Here is a 16,856-nt window from a genome sequence, read left to right as displayed (position 1 = left end):
GAACGCCACCGCGTGCACGGGGCCGGTGTGTCTAGCCAGTGGGTTGCCGACCGGTTCGCGGATGGCCGGGTTCCACAGGCGCACCATCCCATCGGCACTGGCGGTGGCCAGCAGTGTGCCGTACGGGGAGAACGCCACCGAGAACACGTCGCGAGTGTGGCCGACGAGGGGTTCGCCGACCGGCCTTCGGGTGGCTGGATCCCATAACCGCACCTTCCCATTGGCGCCGGCGGTGGCCAGCAGTGTGCCGTCGGGGGAGAACGCCACCGCGGCCACGGCGCCGGTGTATTCGGTGAGCGGCGCGAGCCGCTTGTAATGCGCCGGTACGTCCGCGGTCGGGCCCGGGCTGGCCTGGAACGCAGACGCAGACTGGGGCGGGCGAACAGATATGTCGGCTGCAGACAGTGGGTGGGCCGGTGCGGGCGGTGCGAGGTTCTGCTCCGCGTCCGGGCCGGGGGGCGAGGGATCGGGGCGTCGGCGGTGGAGGCGGGCCAGGGTCTGCCAGCGTTCGCGCCAAGGCTGCAGGGCGGGATCGTTCGGCGGGACCAGCTTGCCGGTGAGCCGGCCGTCGTCATCAAGGGCGAGCAGGACGCGGACCACGGCGAGTAGGTGTTCCTGCCGAGGCAGCCCGGTCCCGCCGAGGATCTTGCCGACGGTGGTGTAGCCCACCACGTTCCTGCTGTGGTCCGCGATCGTGCGCAGCGAGGGGTTGCCGCGGCCGATCCGCAGCGCGGCCAGGTCCTCTTTGAGGGCGATCCGTTCAGCAGTGAAGTCCCCCCGCTGCCCGGACACCGTGCCGTCGTCCTGTAACGCCATGCGCTTCCCCCGGGATCCGTGGCCGAAGGCCAGGATAGAGCGCGGCGCGGACACAGGAGCGGACAACAGCGAACACTCGCGGGCACACCGCAACACAGCTTCGGTGTTTGCGGACGGGCACTCGTTGTCCGTGTCCGACCGCAACCGTTCATGACGCTTGGTAGCAGGTAGCAGGGGATATTTCACTGGCAGTTATGACGACCTCGCCGCCGGAGACCCCGGACCCGACCTCTTCCGCCCCCGCTCGCCCCACCACCGCGGCGGGCCAGGCGGTGCCGCGCGAGCGGCTGCTGGACCTGATCGCGCTGCTGCTGTTCCTGACCATCACCGCGACGCTGTACCTGCTGATCGGCCCGAGCGCGGGCATGGTCACCGGAACCGCCACAGGCCTGTACACCGCCTACCGCCGCGCCAACGCCTCAACACAGACCACACCACTCAACGACGGCAACCAGGAACGGCAGTGACACCAGAGCAGGCCCGTCAACCACAGCCCAGGACCGTTTCCGCTCCCCCGCCTTCATTGGAGTACCCCTACCGCATTGTTTCGCCACAACGACTCGACGCAGCCCGTTGTTTCGACGCAACACGGCCGCTTCTTCGCCGCCGGCCACGACAAGACCGCCGAAGCAGCGTTCCTCGCCATCAACCACTCCGCCTCGGTCGCGCAGATGCTCCACGCGCACGGCTACCGACCCGTCGTCGACCCGGACGACCCCAATTCGGTTACCAAGACCGCCGTGGACAGGGGGCTCTGGCTGGAGTGCCCGCGCGGCTGCGGCTGTCGGGGCGCCAGCGAGAGCATCAACAACCACGTCAACCGCTACTACTGACGGCACGAAGCGGACAGACCTGACGAGCGGCGCGGACGGCAACGCCCACAGCAGGGCACACAGCCTCTTTCTCACGACCGACGTTTCTGCGGGGTCAGGGCATTGAATGGGGCTCTTTCGCGAGTCAGGGTGCCGGGGGTTGCGCGGCTTGGTGCGGTGTCCGCCAAGGTGCCGCCACGCATTCGACTCCCTAGATCCCCTTCGAGGAGAGCCCTGTTGCGCCGAGAGGCCGCGACACAAGGGGTGAGTGCCACTCATGCTCTGCCCGCTCTGATCGCTTCGTGACCACAGGAGGTACCCGTCATGTCCGCCTCGGCCGACTCCGTCGTACAGCAGCGCCTGGACCAGGCGCAGAAGACGATCCGCGCGCTGTCCGTCGCGATGTGCGTGCTGATCGGCGCCGTGATCGGCATGGGTGCTGGCGTCGTCGCCGCAGCGCTGGGGGCGTCTCCGATAGACGCCGTCAAGGCCGGGGGTGCCGCCTTCATCGGCGTGTCGGGGCTCGCCCTCATCGTGGAGGTGCGGGTGAACTCGTCGTGAGGGTCGGCCTGATCTGCATGGCACCGACGACGTCAATCACACGACAATGATCAGTCGAGACAAGGGGGATTTCATGCCGAACGGCATCTCCATCACCGACCAGCTGGACCCGCACGAGTGGTCCAACGAAGAGACCGCTGCGTACGAGGCGGCGATCGAAGCAGTCAACGGGGCGGTGGGCGCCTACAGCGCCGTCATTGCCGCGGAGGAGGCCAAGGCGGCGCCGGACGGGTCCGTCATCGAGGCCGCCCGGGCGGCGCAGAACCGGCTGGCCCGAGAGCACGAGGGGCTACGTTCGTCCGACCGCGAGGAGATCACGGCTGCCCGGGCGCACTACGCGGACCTCGCCCGTGAGGTCATGGCGGGTCTGGCGTGATCGACCCGGCCGAGGTGGAACGGCGCCGACCGGCCCCCGAAGGAGAACGAACGAATCTTCCGCGAACGGATCGTCCCTGACCTGCTGGAGGGGCGTGCGTCGCAAAAAGATGCCCACCGTCGTCTTCCTCGTCGGTCAGCCCGGCGCCGGCAAGAGCCGGGTCACCGAGCTGGTGGCCACGCAGCTCAACCGGCACGGCGGCTCCGTGGGCGTCGACAGCGACCTCTACAAGCCGCACCCCGCGCACATCCGCGACCACGGCCTCCACGCCCGAGGCTGCAGGCCCCGCCTCGCCGGCTGCCGCGCCTCGCTCGCAGCAGTCGGCGCGGCCAGCGCAGCGCCGTAGGCCACGGCACTGACAACTCCCCCCGGTCCTCCGCCCCAGCGCACCTCGTCGCGCCAGTACAAAAGTCGGGAAAGCCGTGTGACTGTCCCCAGGGCCCATGTTGCATCGCTGGAGGACCCCGGTACTCGTCCCGGCCAGGGTGCTCGCCGGCGAACTCGTTGCGCCCGTCGTCCGGCTTCGGGTCGAAGGCAACGAGGTGGCCGCGAGCCACGGTTCAGCGGCCGAGCGCTATGAGTGAATCGGGTCGGGGGCGAGGGTGACGGCCATCCATGGCACGGCGGCTTCACGGAAACTGTGCCCTACAGGGTTGAGGACGCTCTGCTCGGTGAGGCTGAAGGTCGTCACCATGATCATTTCTGAGCCTTCGGCGGCGGACACGAGCTGGGTCCCGCAGTGCAGGCAGAAACCGCGGTGCAGGGTCGGCCAGGTCGAGTACCAGTCGGCTCACCTCCAGGGCCGGTCCAGGTCAGCGCATCCCTGCGGAACCCGACCCACGCTATCGCCGGCGAGCCGGAGAGAAGTAGCTTGTCGCAGTTGTCGCAGTTGTCGCAGTCCAGGTTCCGGGGGCATTTCCCGCCGTCCACGACGACCTGGGCCGTGCAGAGGCCGCCCAGGGTCGGCGTGCACCAGCGACCCACATCCACCGCCACATCCTCAGCCCGGCCGAGCCGGCAGCCCCACCGGGGGCTCCCTCGCCGGGAGGCGCGGACCCCTGGGCCGTCCGTAGGCTGAACATGCTCGGGGCTGTCACGGAGGTACGCCAAGCACGTCCGCTCACCACTCGCCCCGTAAAGCGTCAGGGGCCGCCAGCGGCCCCTGACAGAAGATCCTGGTCAGTGGACCTTCAGTTCCATCTCGCAATCCATTCCCTGGAGGAGGTCGCGGTTACCCTGCCGGTATTCGAACTGGCACGTTCGAATGTTGCCTTGCGGTGGAGCCGTGATCTTTAGTTTTGCTTGGAAGAAGATCTCACTCTCCTCCTTAGCGGCAACCCGGACCGGCGATTTCGAGTAGTCCTTAAGACGCTCGAAATTGGGTGTCTGCACGTCTCCCTCTCGCACCAGCAACGGCAGCCCCTCGGTGTCGACTCGACTGTATGCGGCATAGTCGAGCACCTCGATACCTTCAGGGACATCCACGATACTTGCGCCAGTGACCTCGATGCTCTCACCGCTATTATTGTGCAGAACGGGAAGCGCGAAAAGCCACGTCTGGCCGACCCGAGCATTTTCGTTGCCGACCATTCCGCTGGACTGATTGCCTTTTTCGTCCAGCGCGTCACCGGTTATGCGTTCCGCGCGCGAGGAACAACTGGCGAGCAGCAGGCACACCAGGAGCACAGCCGCTCTAATAGGAGTAGAAGACCCCAGGCTTGCCCGATACGCTGCCATTCCTACCCCAGATTTCGTGCTTGGCAGTTGTACGCTCGCCAGCAGTGATGCGCTGCTCGCCAGCTCCGCGAGCGTGAGGGCAACAGCTTCCTTGAACGGCTTCGTGTTCCGCACAGCCGCATCGTAGGCGCGCCGCTGTGGCCGGCGGGCGGCTTCACCAGCATCGATGCGCAGCGACAAGCAGCCTCGGGGGGTTGTCAGTGGTGGCTGACATGCCTGGCCTGCGGCAGCACGGTCACGCCTTGTTCGGTGACATGGCGGTGCGCTGCTACAAGCACAAGGGCCGCTGGACGTATAACGAACGCGATGTCCGGGAAACGGGATGCGCGTTGGCCGGGCTGCGAGTCCGTCCGCCACCCGCACCGACACCAGCGTCTTACCGGTCCCCGTCGCCGACACGAACAGACCCCGCGCGCCGGGGCGGTGCAGATGCCGCACCAGCCGCTCGACCGCCTCCACCTGATCAGGGAAAAGGACCTGCCTCACCGGGGCGGCCGGACCTCGGCAACTCAACCAGGGTCATCAAGCTCATCCTCGATCAGAAGCAGGCCCGTCGATGAAGGCACCTTACCGAGCAAGCCCCCTGCCACCCGGCGGCCTGCATGCACGGAGAAACATACGCGGTACGTACGGCGCTCCGGCCCCCTGGCCCGTCACACGTTCGAGAGGCAACCGTGGTCACCGACGCGCAGACGCTGGAGCTGTTCCGGTTCGCAGACGCAGTTCAGAGCGTCACCGTCGAGGTGAGATGCGACGCCCCCTGGACGGACGGCGAGGAGCGGTACTACCCGGCAGAGATCGTTCTGCGCAGCGACTTCGTCAACGGACGGGTCCGCCTGGTCGTGTCCCCCGCGGATCTGGACGAGTGGGAGCGCTGCCTCGACGCTCTGGAGGCCGAGGGGGGAGCCGTGTGGCCGGCCGGTGACCGCAGCGCCTGGATGGACATCGTTCCCGACGACCCGTTCGAGGCCACCGTCCACGACTCACCGTCCACACAGATCGCCGTCCTCGTGCCGGTCGACGTCGCCGAGAACTGCACGTGCTCCGGGGCGCCACAGATTGCCTGCCCGTCGAACGCATCTCGTGGGTCGGGGGACGACCTGGAAGACGGAAGTCGGCACCGGCCGACTCGGAGCAGCGGGGCGGCGTCCGGGCTGAAGCAGGCGTTGGAGGCAGCATGGGCTCGGCAGACACGCCACCCGCGATGTGCACGCCTTCCGTACGCGATCCGTACGCTTTCCGCTCGGTAGCAGGGTGGGCGCAGCGTGTTGGTCCCTCGGGGGGCGGTCAGGCGTAAAGCGTCAGCCGAACAGTGCCCACCCCTTGAGGGCCGCGATCACCGCGCACACCACTGCCAGACGTTGCGGCGCTGCGGCCGCGAGCTGCACGAAGGGCAGCAGTTCGCCCACCAGCGGCCGGCCGCCGCCGACCTACCCGCGTGAAGTGCGTCGGCCGCCTCGGGAACTGCGCGCAGTGCTGCCGCGTCTGACCTGCTGTGAAGGAAGAGATCAAGGGTCTTGCTGGTTTCCTCGTCGCCGGTCTGGGTGCCGCAGCGGCGCTGCTGGCCTGGGCACCGCTGGCGAGGGTCAATGTGGAGGGTGGATTCGATGGGAGCCACCGGGACCTCAGCGTGCTCTACATGGACCTGCCGCTCGTCGCCGCGGGGGGCGCCTTGGTGCCGCTCGCCTTCTGGATGCTCACCTTGCGCCGGTTCCATCGCCCATGGCTCGCCGCCCTGGCCGCCGTCACCGCAGCCGCCCTGGGAATCTGCGGTCTGACGAGTTGGTGGGCTCCCTACCAGGCGCCTGAGTTCGCCTACTGAGATGACGGCAGAACGACCTCCGCTACCAGGCGATGTCTGACAATTGATCTTGTGGTTCGTCGTGGAGAGCTGACGGATGCGGCGCACCCTCTACGAGGAAGCCATCCGCCAACTCGCGATTGAGAACGAGGCTCTGCGCACCGGCCCCAGCGTCATCCCGCTTCAAGCCCGGCACCGGCGCGCCTCGCCGCCATCCTCCTGAACTGGGGCCCGTGCGAGGGCCGCTCAGCATGCGCGCGAGAGCCACGACGTAGATGCGACGGTGTGGCCCTGGTACCTCCGATCCAGCCGATGATCGCCGAGGCCCGCGTGACTTACACCCGAACGGGGCATCGCCAGGTCAACTGATCATGGAGGCCAAGCTGGACGGCTTCAGGGCCATCCTTTTCGCGCGCCCTGAACTGGTCATGGTCTATTCCCGCCAGAATCCTCGCCTGCCCAAAGGTGGTGGGCCGCCGGGTCTCTGCCATCCCGTGTGCAGGAGCCGGTCGTGACTGGGTGGTCACAGCCTCACCGGGACCACCAGACGCCAGCAGCGCCCGTGGCCAGGTCCGGCAGTGCCTGCGGCTGGCGCACGGGGGCTTGCTTGGGCGTCGAGATCTCAGGTGTCGAAGCGGCGGCTGCCCAGCCAGCTGACGGACTCGGGGTCATGGTGGTCGAAGATGCTGCTGGCACTGGTGTCGAGCTTGGCGATGCGATTCATCTCCTCCTCGGTGAGCCGGAAGTCGAAGACGTCGAGGTTCTCGGCCATGCGCTCGGGGCGGACGGACTTCGGGATGACCACGATGTCGCGCTGGATGAGCCAGCGCAGGACCACCTGGGCGACAGTCTTGTCGTACCCGGTGGCGATCTCGGTCAGGACCGGGTTGGTGAACAGGTCGTCGCGGCCCTGGGCGAGGGGTCCCCACGACTGGAGCTGGACGCCGCGCTCGCGCATGAGGGCTCAGGCGGGCGGCTGGGAATCGACAGAAAGCCCGTCGTAGAGGGTCGCGGCCGTCCGTCAGTCGGCACTTAACAGTGACCCCCTGCCGTGCGCGGAACGCCGTAGCCTCGAAAGCATGGACAACCGAAGCGAGGTCCGCAAATTCTTGACCAGCCGCCGCGCGAAGATCGCCCCGGAGCAGGCCGGTCTGCCGGTGTACGGCAACCGCCGGGTCAAAGGACTGCGCCGCAGCGAGGTCGCGATGCTCGCCGGAGTAAGCGTCGAGTACTACACGCGGATGGAGCGCGGCAGCCTCAGCGGCGTCTCGGACGCCGTACTGGACTCGCTCGGCACAGCGCTGCGGCTCAACGACACGGAACGCGCGCACCTGCACGACCTGGCCCGCGCCGCGAGCGCGAAACCTGCCCGCGCACGGCGCACCGCGGCCCCCAGGCGTCCAGCTGTCCGGGCGGGGGTCGGACGGATGCTGGAGGCAATGCCGACGCTCCCGGCGTTCGTGACCAACCACCGCTTCGACATCCTGCTGGCGAACCCGCTCGGACGGGCCCTGTATGCGCCGGTGTTCGAGGCCGGGGCCGCCCAGAGCAACACGGCCCGGTTCTGCTTCCTCAGTCCCGCGGCCCGGCAGTTCTACGTCGACTGGGAACAGATCGCCCAGACCGCCGTCGGCGCACTGCGGGTCGCCGCCACCAAGGACCCCTACGACCGTGAGCTGTCGAACCTGATCGGCGAACTGTCCACGCGCAGTGATGCCTTCCGGGTGATGTGGGGCGCCCACGACGTGCGGGTCTTCCGGGACGGCACGAAACGCTTCCGGCATCCGGCCGTCGGCCGGATCGATCTCGACCACGAGACCATGTTCCTGGCGACCGACGAGCAGATCGCCGTGGCCGTCTACAGCGCAGTACCCGCCAGCACCGCCGAGGACGGCCTCAAGCTGCTGGCCTCCTGGGCCGCCACCACAGAGGCACCGGCCTCCGCCGACACCGACAGCTGACCGGGCACCCCTTCCTGTCTCCCAGCGCGCCAGACACTGAACGGGGCTGGGCCTGCGCATATCGGTAAGGGGGTCCCTGCCATTACCCCCATAGACGCTGACTCCCACAGCCTCGCAGACCGGAGTTGCATGGTCAGTGCCGCACTTCTGCGGCCGTCCCCGATGCAAGAGGTTGTCACTTCTCCATGTCTGCTTCGAAAGACAAGTCCGGCGCGCTGCCGTTCGTCGTCTATCTCCTGGGTGTCGGTGCGTTCCTGATGGGCACCACCGAATTCATCATCGCCGGGGTACTGCCCGAGCTGGCCGCTGACCTGGGGGTCGGTGTCGCCCGGGCCGGACTGCTGATCACCGCGTTCGCCCTCGGCATGATCGTCGGCGCGCCGGTGATGGGGCTGGCCACGCTGCGCCTGCCCCGCCGCTCCACCCTGGTCCTGGCGCTGGCCGTGTTCGCCGCCGGCCATGTCATCGCCGCGCTCAGCTCCTCCTTCACCGTCGTGTTCGCCGCCCGGGTGCTCAGCGCGCTGGCGACCGGCACGTTCTGGGCCGTCGCCTCGATCGTGGCCACCGCCGCCGCGGGCCCCGCCGCGAGCTCCCGCGCCCTGGGCATCATGATCAGCGGATCCGCCCTGGCCACCGTCATCGGCGTGCCCGTGGGCACCTGGGCCGGGCAGGCCGTCGGCTGGCGCGGCACCTTCTGGGCCCTGGCCCTCCTCGCCGGTCTCGTCGCCCTGCTGATCAGCCGCTTCGTGCCCGCCGACACCGGGCGCGCCGCAGCCTCGGTCCGCTCCGAATTCAACGCACTGCGCCAGGGCCGGCTCTGGCTGTCGATGAGCGCCACCGCCCTGATCACCGGCGGCGCCATGGCCGCCTTCAGCTACATCACCCCGCTGCTCACCGACCGAACCGGCCTCTCTGCCGGCTCGGTGCCGCTGGTCCTGATCGGCTACGGCATCGGCGCCCTGGCCGGTACCAACCTGGGCGGGCGCTTGGGCGACCGCAAGCCGCTGACCACCGTCACCGGCGCCGCGGTCGGCGCTGCACTCGTCCTCCTGCTGCTGGTCCCGCTGTCCGCCCACGCTGTGCCGACCATCGTGCTGGTGGTCCTGCTGGGCGCGGCCGGCATGGCCGTACCCCCGGTCGTCACCTCGCTGGCCGTGCGGTTCGCAGGCGATGCCCCCACGCTCGCCGCCGCACTGGCCGTCTCCTCCTTCAATGTCGGCATCGCTCTGGGCTCCTGGATCGCGGGTCACGCCCTGGAGTCCTCCCTGAGCCTGACCGGACCCGCCCTGATCGGCACCGTGATGGTCACGCTCGCCCTCATCCCCCTGGCCGCCCTAGGCGCGATCGGTGCCACCCGCACCACGGCACCCTCCACTCCCGCCGCAGCCGGGCCAGACACCGCGCGCGAGGCCGAAGCACCGCACGCGGCCCTCTGAACACGCCCCGCAGCGCGCTCCCCGTCGCGCCGCCACACACCCCGGTCTACGCTCCAACAGCCACCAGAAGGGATCTTTGTTATGAAGTACCGCACACTAGCTCCGGTCTCGCCGGGTCCGAGCTGGCACTCGGCACCATGTACTGCGGAAAACGCCAAGCTCAAGGAGCGGCTGGATCAGTCGGAGCAGACGGTCGATGAGCTCACGGACTTCCGCACCCAGGCTCTGGCCCGGCTCGCCGCACAACACGAGGAGATCGTCCACCTCCGCGAGGCCGCTGACGCCTCGAACCGTGTCACCCGCCTCCCTTCTGCCCGAACGACCGTCATCGGGTCGTGCAGCTGAGATCCACCGACACCCTCTTCATGGCCCGAAGCACGGGAACCGAGGTCGCCATGACGAACAGGCCGAAGAGCGTGATGGGCAGCAGCCCGACCGGACGCAGCAGCCATGCCGGATTCTCCTGCAGCCACGGCCAGTTGACGATCCAGTTCGCAATGACGTCCAGCGCCATCACAGCGCAGGCCAGCCGGATCCCCGTCGGCCGCACGCGTCCCACCAGCACTACGACCATCGGGTCGAGGACCGCCAGGCTGACGAAGAACACCTGCAGCGGCACCGGGGCGAAGGACGCATAGACGTGGATCCCACCGCCGATCAGATCCAGGAAGTGGGCATCAGCCCCTTCGAGGAAGCCGATCAAGTACACCGCGAGCGTCCATCTCACCCACCGCGGCTGTCTCGTCCATCGATCCCGCAATCCGCCCCTCACCAGGTCAACCTATGCGTGGCGCCGGGCATCGATCAAAGAAACGACTACCCCACGCGACGGTGTGATCCGCCTCACGAAGGCGTCGTCTAAATGCACCACGACCGATGGCCGACGTTGCGAACGCGGCCTCCCCGGACAAGCTGCTCTGGGGGTGCGAGGTGGCGCGGCCGAAGCCGTGGCTCGCTGACCGGCAGTGGCTGGCCGAGATCGAGGAGCCTGACGTCAACCGGTCCTTTGCCGACCGGCAGCCTGACCGGCTGCTCGCGCCAGGCGATCGGCGACCCTGGTGAACCCCACCGGCCCACCGTCACCGCACCGTGCGGCACGCCCCGGGGACAGCGTGCCGCACGGCTGCGTGCCACCACGCGGTCTTCCGCCCGTCTACTCGACAACGTCACGCGCCCAACAGCACGCGGCCGATCCCCGAAGGAAGATCCGGTCGGGCGCTCCACGTGCGCGCCAGATCATCACTCGTCCGCGTGTAACGGCTACGGAAATGATCACGCGGCTGCCGCACCGCCGTAACGTGAGGCCGCCGACCGCGCCCGCTCGGACAGGAGCCAAGAACTTCGTGAACGATCACGAAGACATCGCAGAGCCAGAAGACGAATCCCGGCACGACAACTTCACCTCCGAAGGCATCGCCGCGATCACAGGTCGGCTCGACGTCAGCAGAGAGAGGGCCATCAAGGCCCTGCGCGCCTCCAACGGGGACGTCGTCAATGCCATGACGTTGCTGAGTCGTTAGAACACCGCCCCTGGACCCGCTTGATCCGCAGGAGGCACCACCCCCTGAACCGGCGCGCCCACGGAAGAGCCGGCACCGGCCCCTGGCCGACAGACCGCCGGCACGCCCGGTCCCCGCACCTGGCGCGCGAGCACGGTGGCGCCGACTGCTCTATGCGCTGGCGTCCAGCCGGATATCAGTGGCCTGAAGTGGGTCGGGTGTGATGAACCCGTATCCCTTGCTGCACCCTGGCGCTACAGGGCAGCAGCGCGGCGCACAGGGGCCAGGCTGCGGCGGGCCACGCTGGCGGCGGATTCCTCTTTCGGAGGTCTTCGGCTGGCCGGTACCCCGTGCCACCCGCTTCGGCGGACTGAGGGGTGCCGGCCTTTCTGCTGGTGGACCAGCCGAGACTGCCGAAGGACCCTAGAAGTCGGGCTTTGCGTCATTTCCACACATGCGCACGGCTCCCCAGCGAACCACCCTGCCGAGTGGCCTCTGTTGGGACTGACACCAGGCAAGTCGGCGGTCACGGCCGCCCCCGCCAGGATGTGGGTTGAGGCGCTGAACAGTTCATTACGACCACGCACGTCCAGTGGCGCCCGCACCTGCGAACAAGAGCGTCCCTCGTGAGTGGAGGCAGGCCTCCCCGCACGAGGGACAAAAGGCCTACTCAGCCCTTTTCCGGGGCATCGCTGGCACTGACCGCACAAGCACCCGGCAGAAAGAGATCACTGTGTCCCGTCGTTCGATCACGGCGGCCGTCGGCGCTGCCTGCAGCGCCTTCGCCCTGTTGCTGGCCGTGCCTGGCTCAGCCTCCGCGGCAACCGGCCAGTTCCGCTACACCTACACCACCGCCGAGGGATACGAAGCCGCCGGCTTCCTCAACAACCCCGCCAGCGGCCAGTGCATCAATCTCCCCGCGCCGGGCTCCGCCCCCGGCACGGCCTCGAGGGCGCCCAAGAACCGCACCGACGCCACCGCCACCGTCTTCCTCGACGCCGACTGCGAAGGCGACACCTACTACACCCTGCCCCCGGGATCGGGTGCATCCGACCGCCTGCTCCTGCGCTCCGTCGTCTTCTCCTGAAGGAACAGCGAGACGAATCACGCAGGACAGGGCCGCGGCGCGCTTCCGGCCCGGGCGCTGTGCGCACGGGCCGGAGCCCGGACAGGGCGAATCACCTGCCACGGCTGACCACCCGTCATCGAGACACGAGGGCCAGCTGCCGGACGCACCCGGAGGGCTGGTCCTCACGACTGGGCTCAGCTGGCTGGTAGCTGCCCGAGCTCCACGCTTTTGATCACGGTTCAGGCAGCGGTCATCAGAGAATTCAGCCCGCTGGGCGCGTGCCGGACAGCAAGGCCCCACACCGGCAAAGGCCGCATAGTCCGTCGGGTCCGCCATCAGCGCATCGAAGTCGGTCACACAGAGTCCAACGAAGATCGCGCCGTAGGGGCCCGTTCCGTGGTGTGCATCGGCCTGCCTGGGGCCGCGGGCGCTCACGCACGCTCGAATGCCGCGTGGGCGGTGCTCACTCGACGGGGACCTGACTGGTGTCACCCGGCACGCGATCGCCGAGCAGGCGCGGGCGGAGGTGGCCCGGTCGTGACCGGGTTCCACTGCGAGGTCTCGGACGGAACCACCACGACCCGTACGAGCGGCTCATCCGGCGGGCCGTGGCCCCGACGCCCTCGTCCGCCTGGCGCCGCTGGATCGAGGACCGGCTCGGGGCGCGTCAACTACTACCAGACCTGTCAGGGCTCGAGGTCGACCGCTCCCCTGCCGCTCGGAATGTCGAGCGGCACCGAGACTTGGTCGTGCACGATCAACCAGGGGCCGTCGGTCTTCCGGAGGCAATAAGTGACCCTGACCCACATACCGCTCATCGCCGTCCCGTCCTTCAGCGTGCCGCTGAGACGAGCAAAGGCGTGCCCGAAGGCCACCTCATCGCCCACGGTGAGGGTCAGCTCGCGAACCTCATAGGTCACGCTCTCGAAGAATTCGAACACGGGCGCCCAATTCTTGAGTTTCGCCTCCACCCCCACACTCTGGAGCGGCGGTTCGACGTCGAAGGAAACAACGTCTGTTGCGTACAGCTTCTTCAGGACCTCAGGGTCCTTGGCTTGGAGTCCTTCGGCGATCTTGTTGATGTGATGGCGAATCTCGGCTTCGTCTATCTCGCGTTGCGTGAGCATCGTTGTCCCAACCTCTCTTTGCCACCCCACCTATCAGTGCAGAATTTCGGCCCGCACTCTCTCTTTCGGCGTTGCGATGTCCCAGTAGCGAGCGGTTCCCCGCGCGTTACGGAAGTCTCCCGTACCGCCCGTGATGGCCATGTCGAGCGAGCTTGTTCCGCTTGCCCAGAGCGATTGCATGGTCAGAGAGCCACGCTTGAGTTCCAGCGTGATCAGGCATTGCGTCGTGAGTTCTTGACCATCGATGTGAATGACATGGCACGACCCGCCCCCACGGCCGACACTGCGGCCGTCCCTCATCGCGGTACCGGAGTAGACGTACGTATCACCCAGGCTCGTCCCTTGCGAGCCGAGATCGACATCCGCGTACTGATCGTTGCGAACCTCAAGTTCGAGGACCTCGACTCGGCTCCTTGCGGGGGTACCGGCGTCTGCGCTGCTTACAGCAAAGACACCGACCAGGGCGATGGTCAGCGATACGGCGAAAAATTTGGTGCGCGATGCTCTCATATTGCTCTTTCCTCGCTCCCTGTGATGCGTGCCGACGAATCCCAGATTGCTTCTGACCATGGCGGGTCCTCCATATTTCGATCCTCGCGAAATGGCGGCAGCCCATCACTACGGGCCACCATCGAGCCCGACGGCCGGTTCTAGAATCCGATGGCCTCGCGGAGCAGCAGCACGGTGCCGCGGCCGGACTGGTGTTCCGCGTTGAGGATGAGAAGCCGGTTGACGGCGCTGGGCCACCCGTAGGCCTCCATGGCGCGGGCGTTCTCCAGCGGGAGGCAGTGGTCTTCGATGCGCCGCAGCGCCGTGCCGAGGTCGGGTACCACCTTCTGCGCCCCGACGATCCAGATCGCGCGGGCGGCACCGCCGGCATTGCCGGGCAACTGGCTTCCGCTGCCCGAGGCGATCACGAGGGAGCCGGTTTCGGTGACAGCGTTGACGCTGTTCACGATGACGTCGGGGCTGGCGGTCAGCCGCCGGATCTCGTCCATCTGCGTTGCGCGGTCCATGGCCAGGATGCGCGGCTTGATGGCGTCGTATCGCCCGCCGGCGTTGATGTCCTCGGCGATACCGGACAGCCGGAGGGTCTCGCTGGCTCCGGTGAACACGCTGGCGCCCTCGGGGATCAGATCCTTGATGCGCGTACGCGCGGCGGCGACCTCATCGAGGATCTCTACGGAGAAGCCGTTCGCGGTCAGCGCGGTGGCCGCCCGCTCCAGGCGCTGCGCGGGCGCCGGGCCGGTGAACGGCGTTGCCGGTAGTGAGGTGTTCATGATGGGCTTCCTGTTTGCTGGACGACGTGTTCGTCTCAGCAGGTTCGACAACGCAGCCCGCTGGAATGTCAGGCCACCCACTGGCCTGACATTCCAGCGGGCTGTCTTGTCGAACCGGTAAGGACAGTTGCGACCGAGGGAGCCGTCGGCACCATGAACACCCGATCCGAGCCAGCACACGGCCGGCCCGATCCGGGCCTGGACGCGATCATGCGCGAGCGGCGCCGGCTGCTCAATCTCGCGTACCGGCTACTGGGCTCTGTGGCTGAGGCCGAGGATGCGGTCCAGGAGACGTACACCCGCTGGTACGCGATGTCCCGTCAGCAGCAGGACGTCATCGAGTCCCCGGGTGCCTGGCTGACGACGGTCGCCAGCCGTGTCTGCCTCAACCTGCTCGGCTCGGCACGGGCCAGGCGAGAGACCTACATAGGCGAATGGATCCCCGAGCCGCTGCCCGAGGACACGGAGTGGATCAGCGGGCCGGGCAGCGCGAGCGCCGACCCGGCCGACCGGGTCACCCTGGACGAGTCGGTGAACCTGGCCTTCCTGGTCGTGCTCGAAGCGATGACCCCGGCCGAACGCGTCGCGTTCATCCTGCACGACGTCTTCTGCCACTCCTTCGCCGAAGTGGCCGAGGTCGTCGGCCGGACCCCGGCGGCGTGCCGCCAGCTGGCCTCCTCGGCCCGCCGCCGCATCCGGGCCGCGCAGCCTTCCGCGACTTCGGCAATCCAGCGCACCGGCGTCGTCAGGGACTTCAAGCAGGCATGGGAGGCCAAGGACATCGACGCCCTGATCGGCCTGCTCGACCCAGACGCCACGGCGATCGCCGACGGCGGAGGCCTGGCCACCACTTTCCCGCGCCCCATCGAAGGCGGTGAGCAGATCGCGCGCGCCTGGGTGGAGATCGCCCGCTGTAGGCCCGACACGATGACGTTCCTGGAGCGTACGGTCAACGGCCAGCCAGGACTGGTGGCTCAGCAGGACGGCATCATCGTGTCGGTGTACGCGTTCGAGGTCGTGGACAACCGGATTAAGCACATCTGGGTCGTACGCAACCCCGAGAAGCTCCGCCGCTGGACGACGGGCTGAGGGCCCGGTGTCCCGGCCGCCGGCGCCCTGCGCCCGCTGCGCGACCTGGAGGCGCAGGAGCTGGACGAGGACGACGACGGTGGGCCGCCGTGACCGAGCGGTGAGGCCGGGGCAGCGCGGGCCCGCACCGGCCGTTCAAGGACTATCCGGCGGTCCTGCTCACACAGATCAGGGTCTGCTGGCCATTCGCGACGAGCTTGCGGGCGCCGTCGGCTTGGACGCCGTAGACCTCCGGTTGGCAGACGGTCAGAGTGCGGCCGGGCTTGAGGACGGTGCCGATCGCCTCGAGGTGGTCGCCGGCGGCGACGGTGAGGACCTCGGAGTCCTCGTCGAACAGGGTGAGCGCGGCGTACCCGCCTGCGCTGTCGGCGGTGGCGCTGGTGGCGCCGGCGTGGATGTAGCCGTGCTGCTGGGTCACCTCGGGGCGTGCCGGGAGCACGATGTGTACGCTGCCGGGGCTGATGTGAGCGAGGCGGGCGTCGAGGTGGGACATCAGGCCCTGCCGATCGAAGCTGTCCCGGACGCGCTTTTGCACCGCGGGGCTCGCCTGTTCCTGCTGCATCCGGTCTTCCACCTGCATGCTCTCCATCGGGTCCGTGTCGGGCGGGCGGGGCTTCAGCGGGCCAGGCGTTCCACCAGCAGCAGGGCGCCGATGGCGATCATCATGGCACCGCTGATCCGGGTGACGATCCGGGCGGCCGAGGGTCGGGTGCTCAAGACGGTGCGGGCGAGGATGCCGACGGCGAGGTAGACGACGGCGCACGCGGTCAAGTGCACCGTGCTGAGCAGCCCGGTCTGCGCGGCGACCGGCCAGCCGGTGGCCGGGTCGATGAACTGCGGGAACAGCGAGAAGTACAGCAGCAGCGCCTTCGGGTTCAGGCCGCTGATCCCGGCCCCCTTCAGCAGGACCTGGAGGCGGGAGGCATCCGGGCTCTCACCAGCGGCCGCCGGAACGGCCGGCTGGCGCAGGACTCCCCACCCGAGCCACAGCAGGTAGCCGGCGCCCGCCACGGTCAGGGCGGTGAGCGCGGCCGGGGAGCTCGCCACGATCACCGCCAGGCCCGCGACGGCCACGAGCGCGTAGGCGGCGTGTCCGGCGATCAGTCCGGTGACGGCCGGGACGACCGAGCGCCCTCGCAGTCCGGCGGAGATCGCATAGGCCCAGTCCGCGCCCGGTGTGAAGACCAGCAGCAGGTCCACCGTCAGAAAGGCCGCCAGCGTCGTCGTGTCCATCGATCATTCCCTCTCACGTCTTGCTCTGGAGGGAACGCTAGGCCGGATTTGCCCGAAAG

Annotated in this window: 21 protein-coding genes and 1 pseudogene; 13 read left to right on the top strand and 9 right to left on the bottom strand. The window is 68.3% G+C overall.

The window, feature by feature from the left end:
* On the bottom strand, nt 1–816 hold an 816-nt coding region (locus ACIRG6_RS36810; protein WP_403326347.1), incomplete at its 3' end, for a WD40 repeat domain-containing protein.
* Nucleotides 817–1,010: 194 nt separating this feature from the next.
* Here ACIRG6_RS36810 and ACIRG6_RS36805 point away from each other — a divergent pair.
* The 5 genes from ACIRG6_RS36805 (at nt 1,011) to ACIRG6_RS36785 (ending at nt 2,911) form a co-directional block, all read left to right on the top strand.
* Entirely contained in the window at nt 1,011–1,283 is a 273-nt protein-coding gene (locus ACIRG6_RS36805) for a hypothetical protein (protein WP_403326344.1), read from the top strand.
* A 75-nt stretch (nt 1,284–1,358) separates the two neighbouring features.
* On the top strand, nt 1,359–1,649 hold the full coding sequence (locus ACIRG6_RS36800; RefSeq protein WP_403326342.1) for a hypothetical protein: 291 nt from the start codon (nt 1,359–1,361) through the stop codon (nt 1,647–1,649).
* 303 nt (nt 1,650–1,952) lie between these two features.
* On the top strand, nt 1,953–2,189 hold the full coding sequence (locus ACIRG6_RS36795) for a hypothetical protein (RefSeq protein WP_403326339.1): 237 nt from the start codon (nt 1,953–1,955) through the stop codon (nt 2,187–2,189).
* A 73-nt stretch (nt 2,190–2,262) separates the two neighbouring features.
* The gene (locus tag ACIRG6_RS36790) at nt 2,263–2,565 is read left to right on the top strand and encodes a hypothetical protein (protein WP_403326337.1); all 303 of its coding nucleotides are present in this window, start codon (nt 2,263–2,265) and stop codon (nt 2,563–2,565) included.
* Between the two features lie 94 nt (nt 2,566–2,659).
* Nucleotides 2,660–2,911 carry a zeta toxin family protein gene (locus tag ACIRG6_RS36785; protein WP_403326335.1) on the top strand — a complete coding sequence of 84 codons (252 nt, stop codon included), beginning with the start codon at nt 2,660–2,662 and terminating at the stop codon, nt 2,909–2,911.
* Nucleotides 2,912–3,744: 833 nt separating this feature from the next.
* Here the strand turns inward: ACIRG6_RS36785 and ACIRG6_RS36780 are convergent.
* Nucleotides 3,745–4,416 carry a hypothetical protein gene (locus ACIRG6_RS36780; protein WP_403326456.1) on the bottom strand — a complete coding sequence of 224 codons (672 nt, stop codon included), beginning with the start codon at nt 4,414–4,416 and terminating at the stop codon, nt 3,745–3,747.
* Nucleotides 4,417–4,976: 560 nt separating this feature from the next.
* On the opposite strand from ACIRG6_RS36780, the gene ACIRG6_RS36775 reads away from it, so the two are divergent.
* Entirely contained in the window at nt 4,977–5,552 is a 576-nt protein-coding gene (locus ACIRG6_RS36775; protein ID WP_403326332.1) for a DUF5959 family protein, read from the top strand.
* Between the two features lie 245 nt (nt 5,553–5,797).
* Nucleotides 5,798–6,124 (top strand): hypothetical protein, encoded by a 327-nt coding sequence (locus tag ACIRG6_RS36770; RefSeq protein WP_403321010.1) that lies wholly within the window; start codon nt 5,798–5,800, stop codon nt 6,122–6,124.
* 601 nt (nt 6,125–6,725) lie between these two features.
* On the opposite strand, the pseudogene ACIRG6_RS36765 reads toward ACIRG6_RS36770, so the two are convergent.
* Nucleotides 6,726–7,064: pseudogene (locus ACIRG6_RS36765) on the bottom strand (aldo/keto reductase); the annotation flags it as partial.
* A gap of 118 nt (nt 7,065–7,182) precedes the next feature.
* On the opposite strand from ACIRG6_RS36765, the gene ACIRG6_RS36760 reads away from it, so the two are divergent.
* Entirely contained in the window at nt 7,183–8,064 is an 882-nt protein-coding gene (locus ACIRG6_RS36760; protein WP_403326329.1) for a helix-turn-helix transcriptional regulator, read from the top strand.
* Between the two features lie 185 nt (nt 8,065–8,249).
* Nucleotides 8,250–9,500 (top strand): MFS transporter, encoded by a 1,251-nt coding sequence (locus ACIRG6_RS36755; protein WP_403326326.1) that lies wholly within the window; start codon nt 8,250–8,252, stop codon nt 9,498–9,500.
* Between the two features lie 325 nt (nt 9,501–9,825).
* Here ACIRG6_RS36755 and ACIRG6_RS36750 read toward each other — a convergent pair whose 3' ends face one another.
* A complete protein-coding gene (locus ACIRG6_RS36750) occupies nt 9,826–10,209 on the bottom strand; it encodes a hypothetical protein (RefSeq protein WP_403326323.1) in 384 nt (127 codons plus the stop codon).
* A gap of 167 nt (nt 10,210–10,376) precedes the next feature.
* Between ACIRG6_RS36750 and ACIRG6_RS36745 the strand changes: the two genes are divergently transcribed.
* From ACIRG6_RS36745 to ACIRG6_RS36735, 3 genes are all read left to right on the top strand, one after another.
* On the top strand, nt 10,377–10,562 hold the full coding sequence (locus ACIRG6_RS36745) for a hypothetical protein (protein WP_403326320.1): 186 nt from the start codon (nt 10,377–10,379) through the stop codon (nt 10,560–10,562).
* Nucleotides 10,563–10,843: 281 nt separating this feature from the next.
* Nucleotides 10,844–11,020, top strand: coding sequence for a UBA domain-containing protein (locus ACIRG6_RS36740; RefSeq protein ID WP_403326318.1), 177 nt, complete (start codon nt 10,844–10,846; stop codon nt 11,018–11,020).
* Nucleotides 11,021–11,732: 712 nt separating this feature from the next.
* Nucleotides 11,733–12,086 (top strand): hypothetical protein, encoded by a 354-nt coding sequence (locus tag ACIRG6_RS36735; RefSeq protein WP_403326315.1) that lies wholly within the window; start codon nt 11,733–11,735, stop codon nt 12,084–12,086.
* A 668-nt stretch (nt 12,087–12,754) separates the two neighbouring features.
* Here the strand turns inward: ACIRG6_RS36735 and ACIRG6_RS36730 are convergent.
* The 3 genes from ACIRG6_RS36730 to ACIRG6_RS36720 form a co-directional block, all read right to left on the bottom strand.
* On the bottom strand, nt 12,755–13,195 hold the full coding sequence (locus ACIRG6_RS36730) for a YybH family protein (RefSeq protein ID WP_403326312.1): 441 nt from the start codon (nt 13,193–13,195) through the stop codon (nt 12,755–12,757).
* A 33-nt stretch (nt 13,196–13,228) separates the two neighbouring features.
* Nucleotides 13,229–13,765, bottom strand: a complete 537-nt coding sequence (locus ACIRG6_RS36725; RefSeq protein ID WP_403326309.1) for a dirigent protein — start codon at nt 13,763–13,765, stop codon at nt 13,229–13,231.
* An 80-nt stretch (nt 13,766–13,845) separates the two neighbouring features.
* Complete coding sequence (locus ACIRG6_RS36720; RefSeq protein ID WP_403326306.1) at nt 13,846–14,556, bottom strand: LUD domain-containing protein; 711 nt, start codon at nt 14,554–14,556, stop codon at nt 13,846–13,848.
* Nucleotides 14,557–14,628: 72 nt separating this feature from the next.
* On the opposite strand from ACIRG6_RS36720, the gene sigJ reads away from it, so the two are divergent.
* Nucleotides 14,629–15,564 (top strand): RNA polymerase sigma factor SigJ, encoded by a 936-nt coding sequence (gene sigJ / locus ACIRG6_RS36715; RefSeq protein WP_403326304.1) that lies wholly within the window; start codon nt 14,629–14,631, stop codon nt 15,562–15,564.
* Nucleotides 15,565–15,706: 142 nt separating this feature from the next.
* Here sigJ and ACIRG6_RS36710 read toward each other — a convergent pair whose 3' ends face one another.
* Together ACIRG6_RS36710 and ACIRG6_RS36705 are read right to left on the bottom strand one after the other, a co-directional pair.
* Entirely contained in the window at nt 15,707–16,138 is a 432-nt protein-coding gene (locus tag ACIRG6_RS36710; RefSeq protein ID WP_403326448.1) for a PaaI family thioesterase, read from the bottom strand.
* 41 nt (nt 16,139–16,179) lie between these two features.
* On the bottom strand, nt 16,180–16,797 hold the full coding sequence (locus ACIRG6_RS36705; protein ID WP_403326301.1) for a LysE family translocator: 618 nt from the start codon (nt 16,795–16,797) through the stop codon (nt 16,180–16,182).
* Nucleotides 16,798–16,856: the final 59 nt, after the last annotated feature.

Source organism: Streptomyces flaveolus, from assembly GCF_044765825.1.
Lineage (GTDB): Bacteria > Actinomycetota > Actinomycetes > Streptomycetales > Streptomycetaceae > Streptomyces > Streptomyces flaveolus.
This window is presented reverse-complemented; position numbering and strand designations above follow the sequence as displayed.

What these genes read in the sequence shown, in the direction of transcription:
- ACIRG6_RS36805 (WP_403326344.1), top strand. Translation starts at nt 1,011, where the DNA reads ATGACGACCTCGCCGCCGGAGACCCCGGACCCGACCTCTTCCGCCCCC.
- ACIRG6_RS36795 (WP_403326339.1), top strand. Translation starts at nt 1,953, where the DNA reads ATGTCCGCCTCGGCCGACTCCGTCGTACAGCAGCGCCTGGACCAGGCG.
- ACIRG6_RS36790 (WP_403326337.1), top strand. Translation starts at nt 2,263, where the DNA reads ATGCCGAACGGCATCTCCATCACCGACCAGCTGGACCCGCACGAGTGG.
- ACIRG6_RS36760 (WP_403326329.1), top strand. Translation starts at nt 7,183, where the DNA reads ATGGACAACCGAAGCGAGGTCCGCAAATTCTTGACCAGCCGCCGCGCG.
- ACIRG6_RS36755 (WP_403326326.1), top strand. Translation starts at nt 8,250, where the DNA reads ATGTCTGCTTCGAAAGACAAGTCCGGCGCGCTGCCGTTCGTCGTCTAT.
- ACIRG6_RS36745 (WP_403326320.1), top strand. Translation starts at nt 10,377, where the DNA reads ATGGCCGACGTTGCGAACGCGGCCTCCCCGGACAAGCTGCTCTGGGGG.
- ACIRG6_RS36730 (WP_403326312.1), bottom strand. Translation starts at nt 13,195, where the DNA reads ATGCTCACGCAACGCGAGATAGACGAAGCCGAGATTCGCCATCACATC.
- ACIRG6_RS36725 (WP_403326309.1), bottom strand. Translation starts at nt 13,765, where the DNA reads ATGGTCAGAAGCAATCTGGGATTCGTCGGCACGCATCACAGGGAGCGA.
- sigJ (WP_403326304.1), top strand. Translation starts at nt 14,629, where the DNA reads ATGAACACCCGATCCGAGCCAGCACACGGCCGGCCCGATCCGGGCCTG.
- ACIRG6_RS36705 (WP_403326301.1), bottom strand. Translation starts at nt 16,797, where the DNA reads ATGGACACGACGACGCTGGCGGCCTTTCTGACGGTGGACCTGCTGCTG.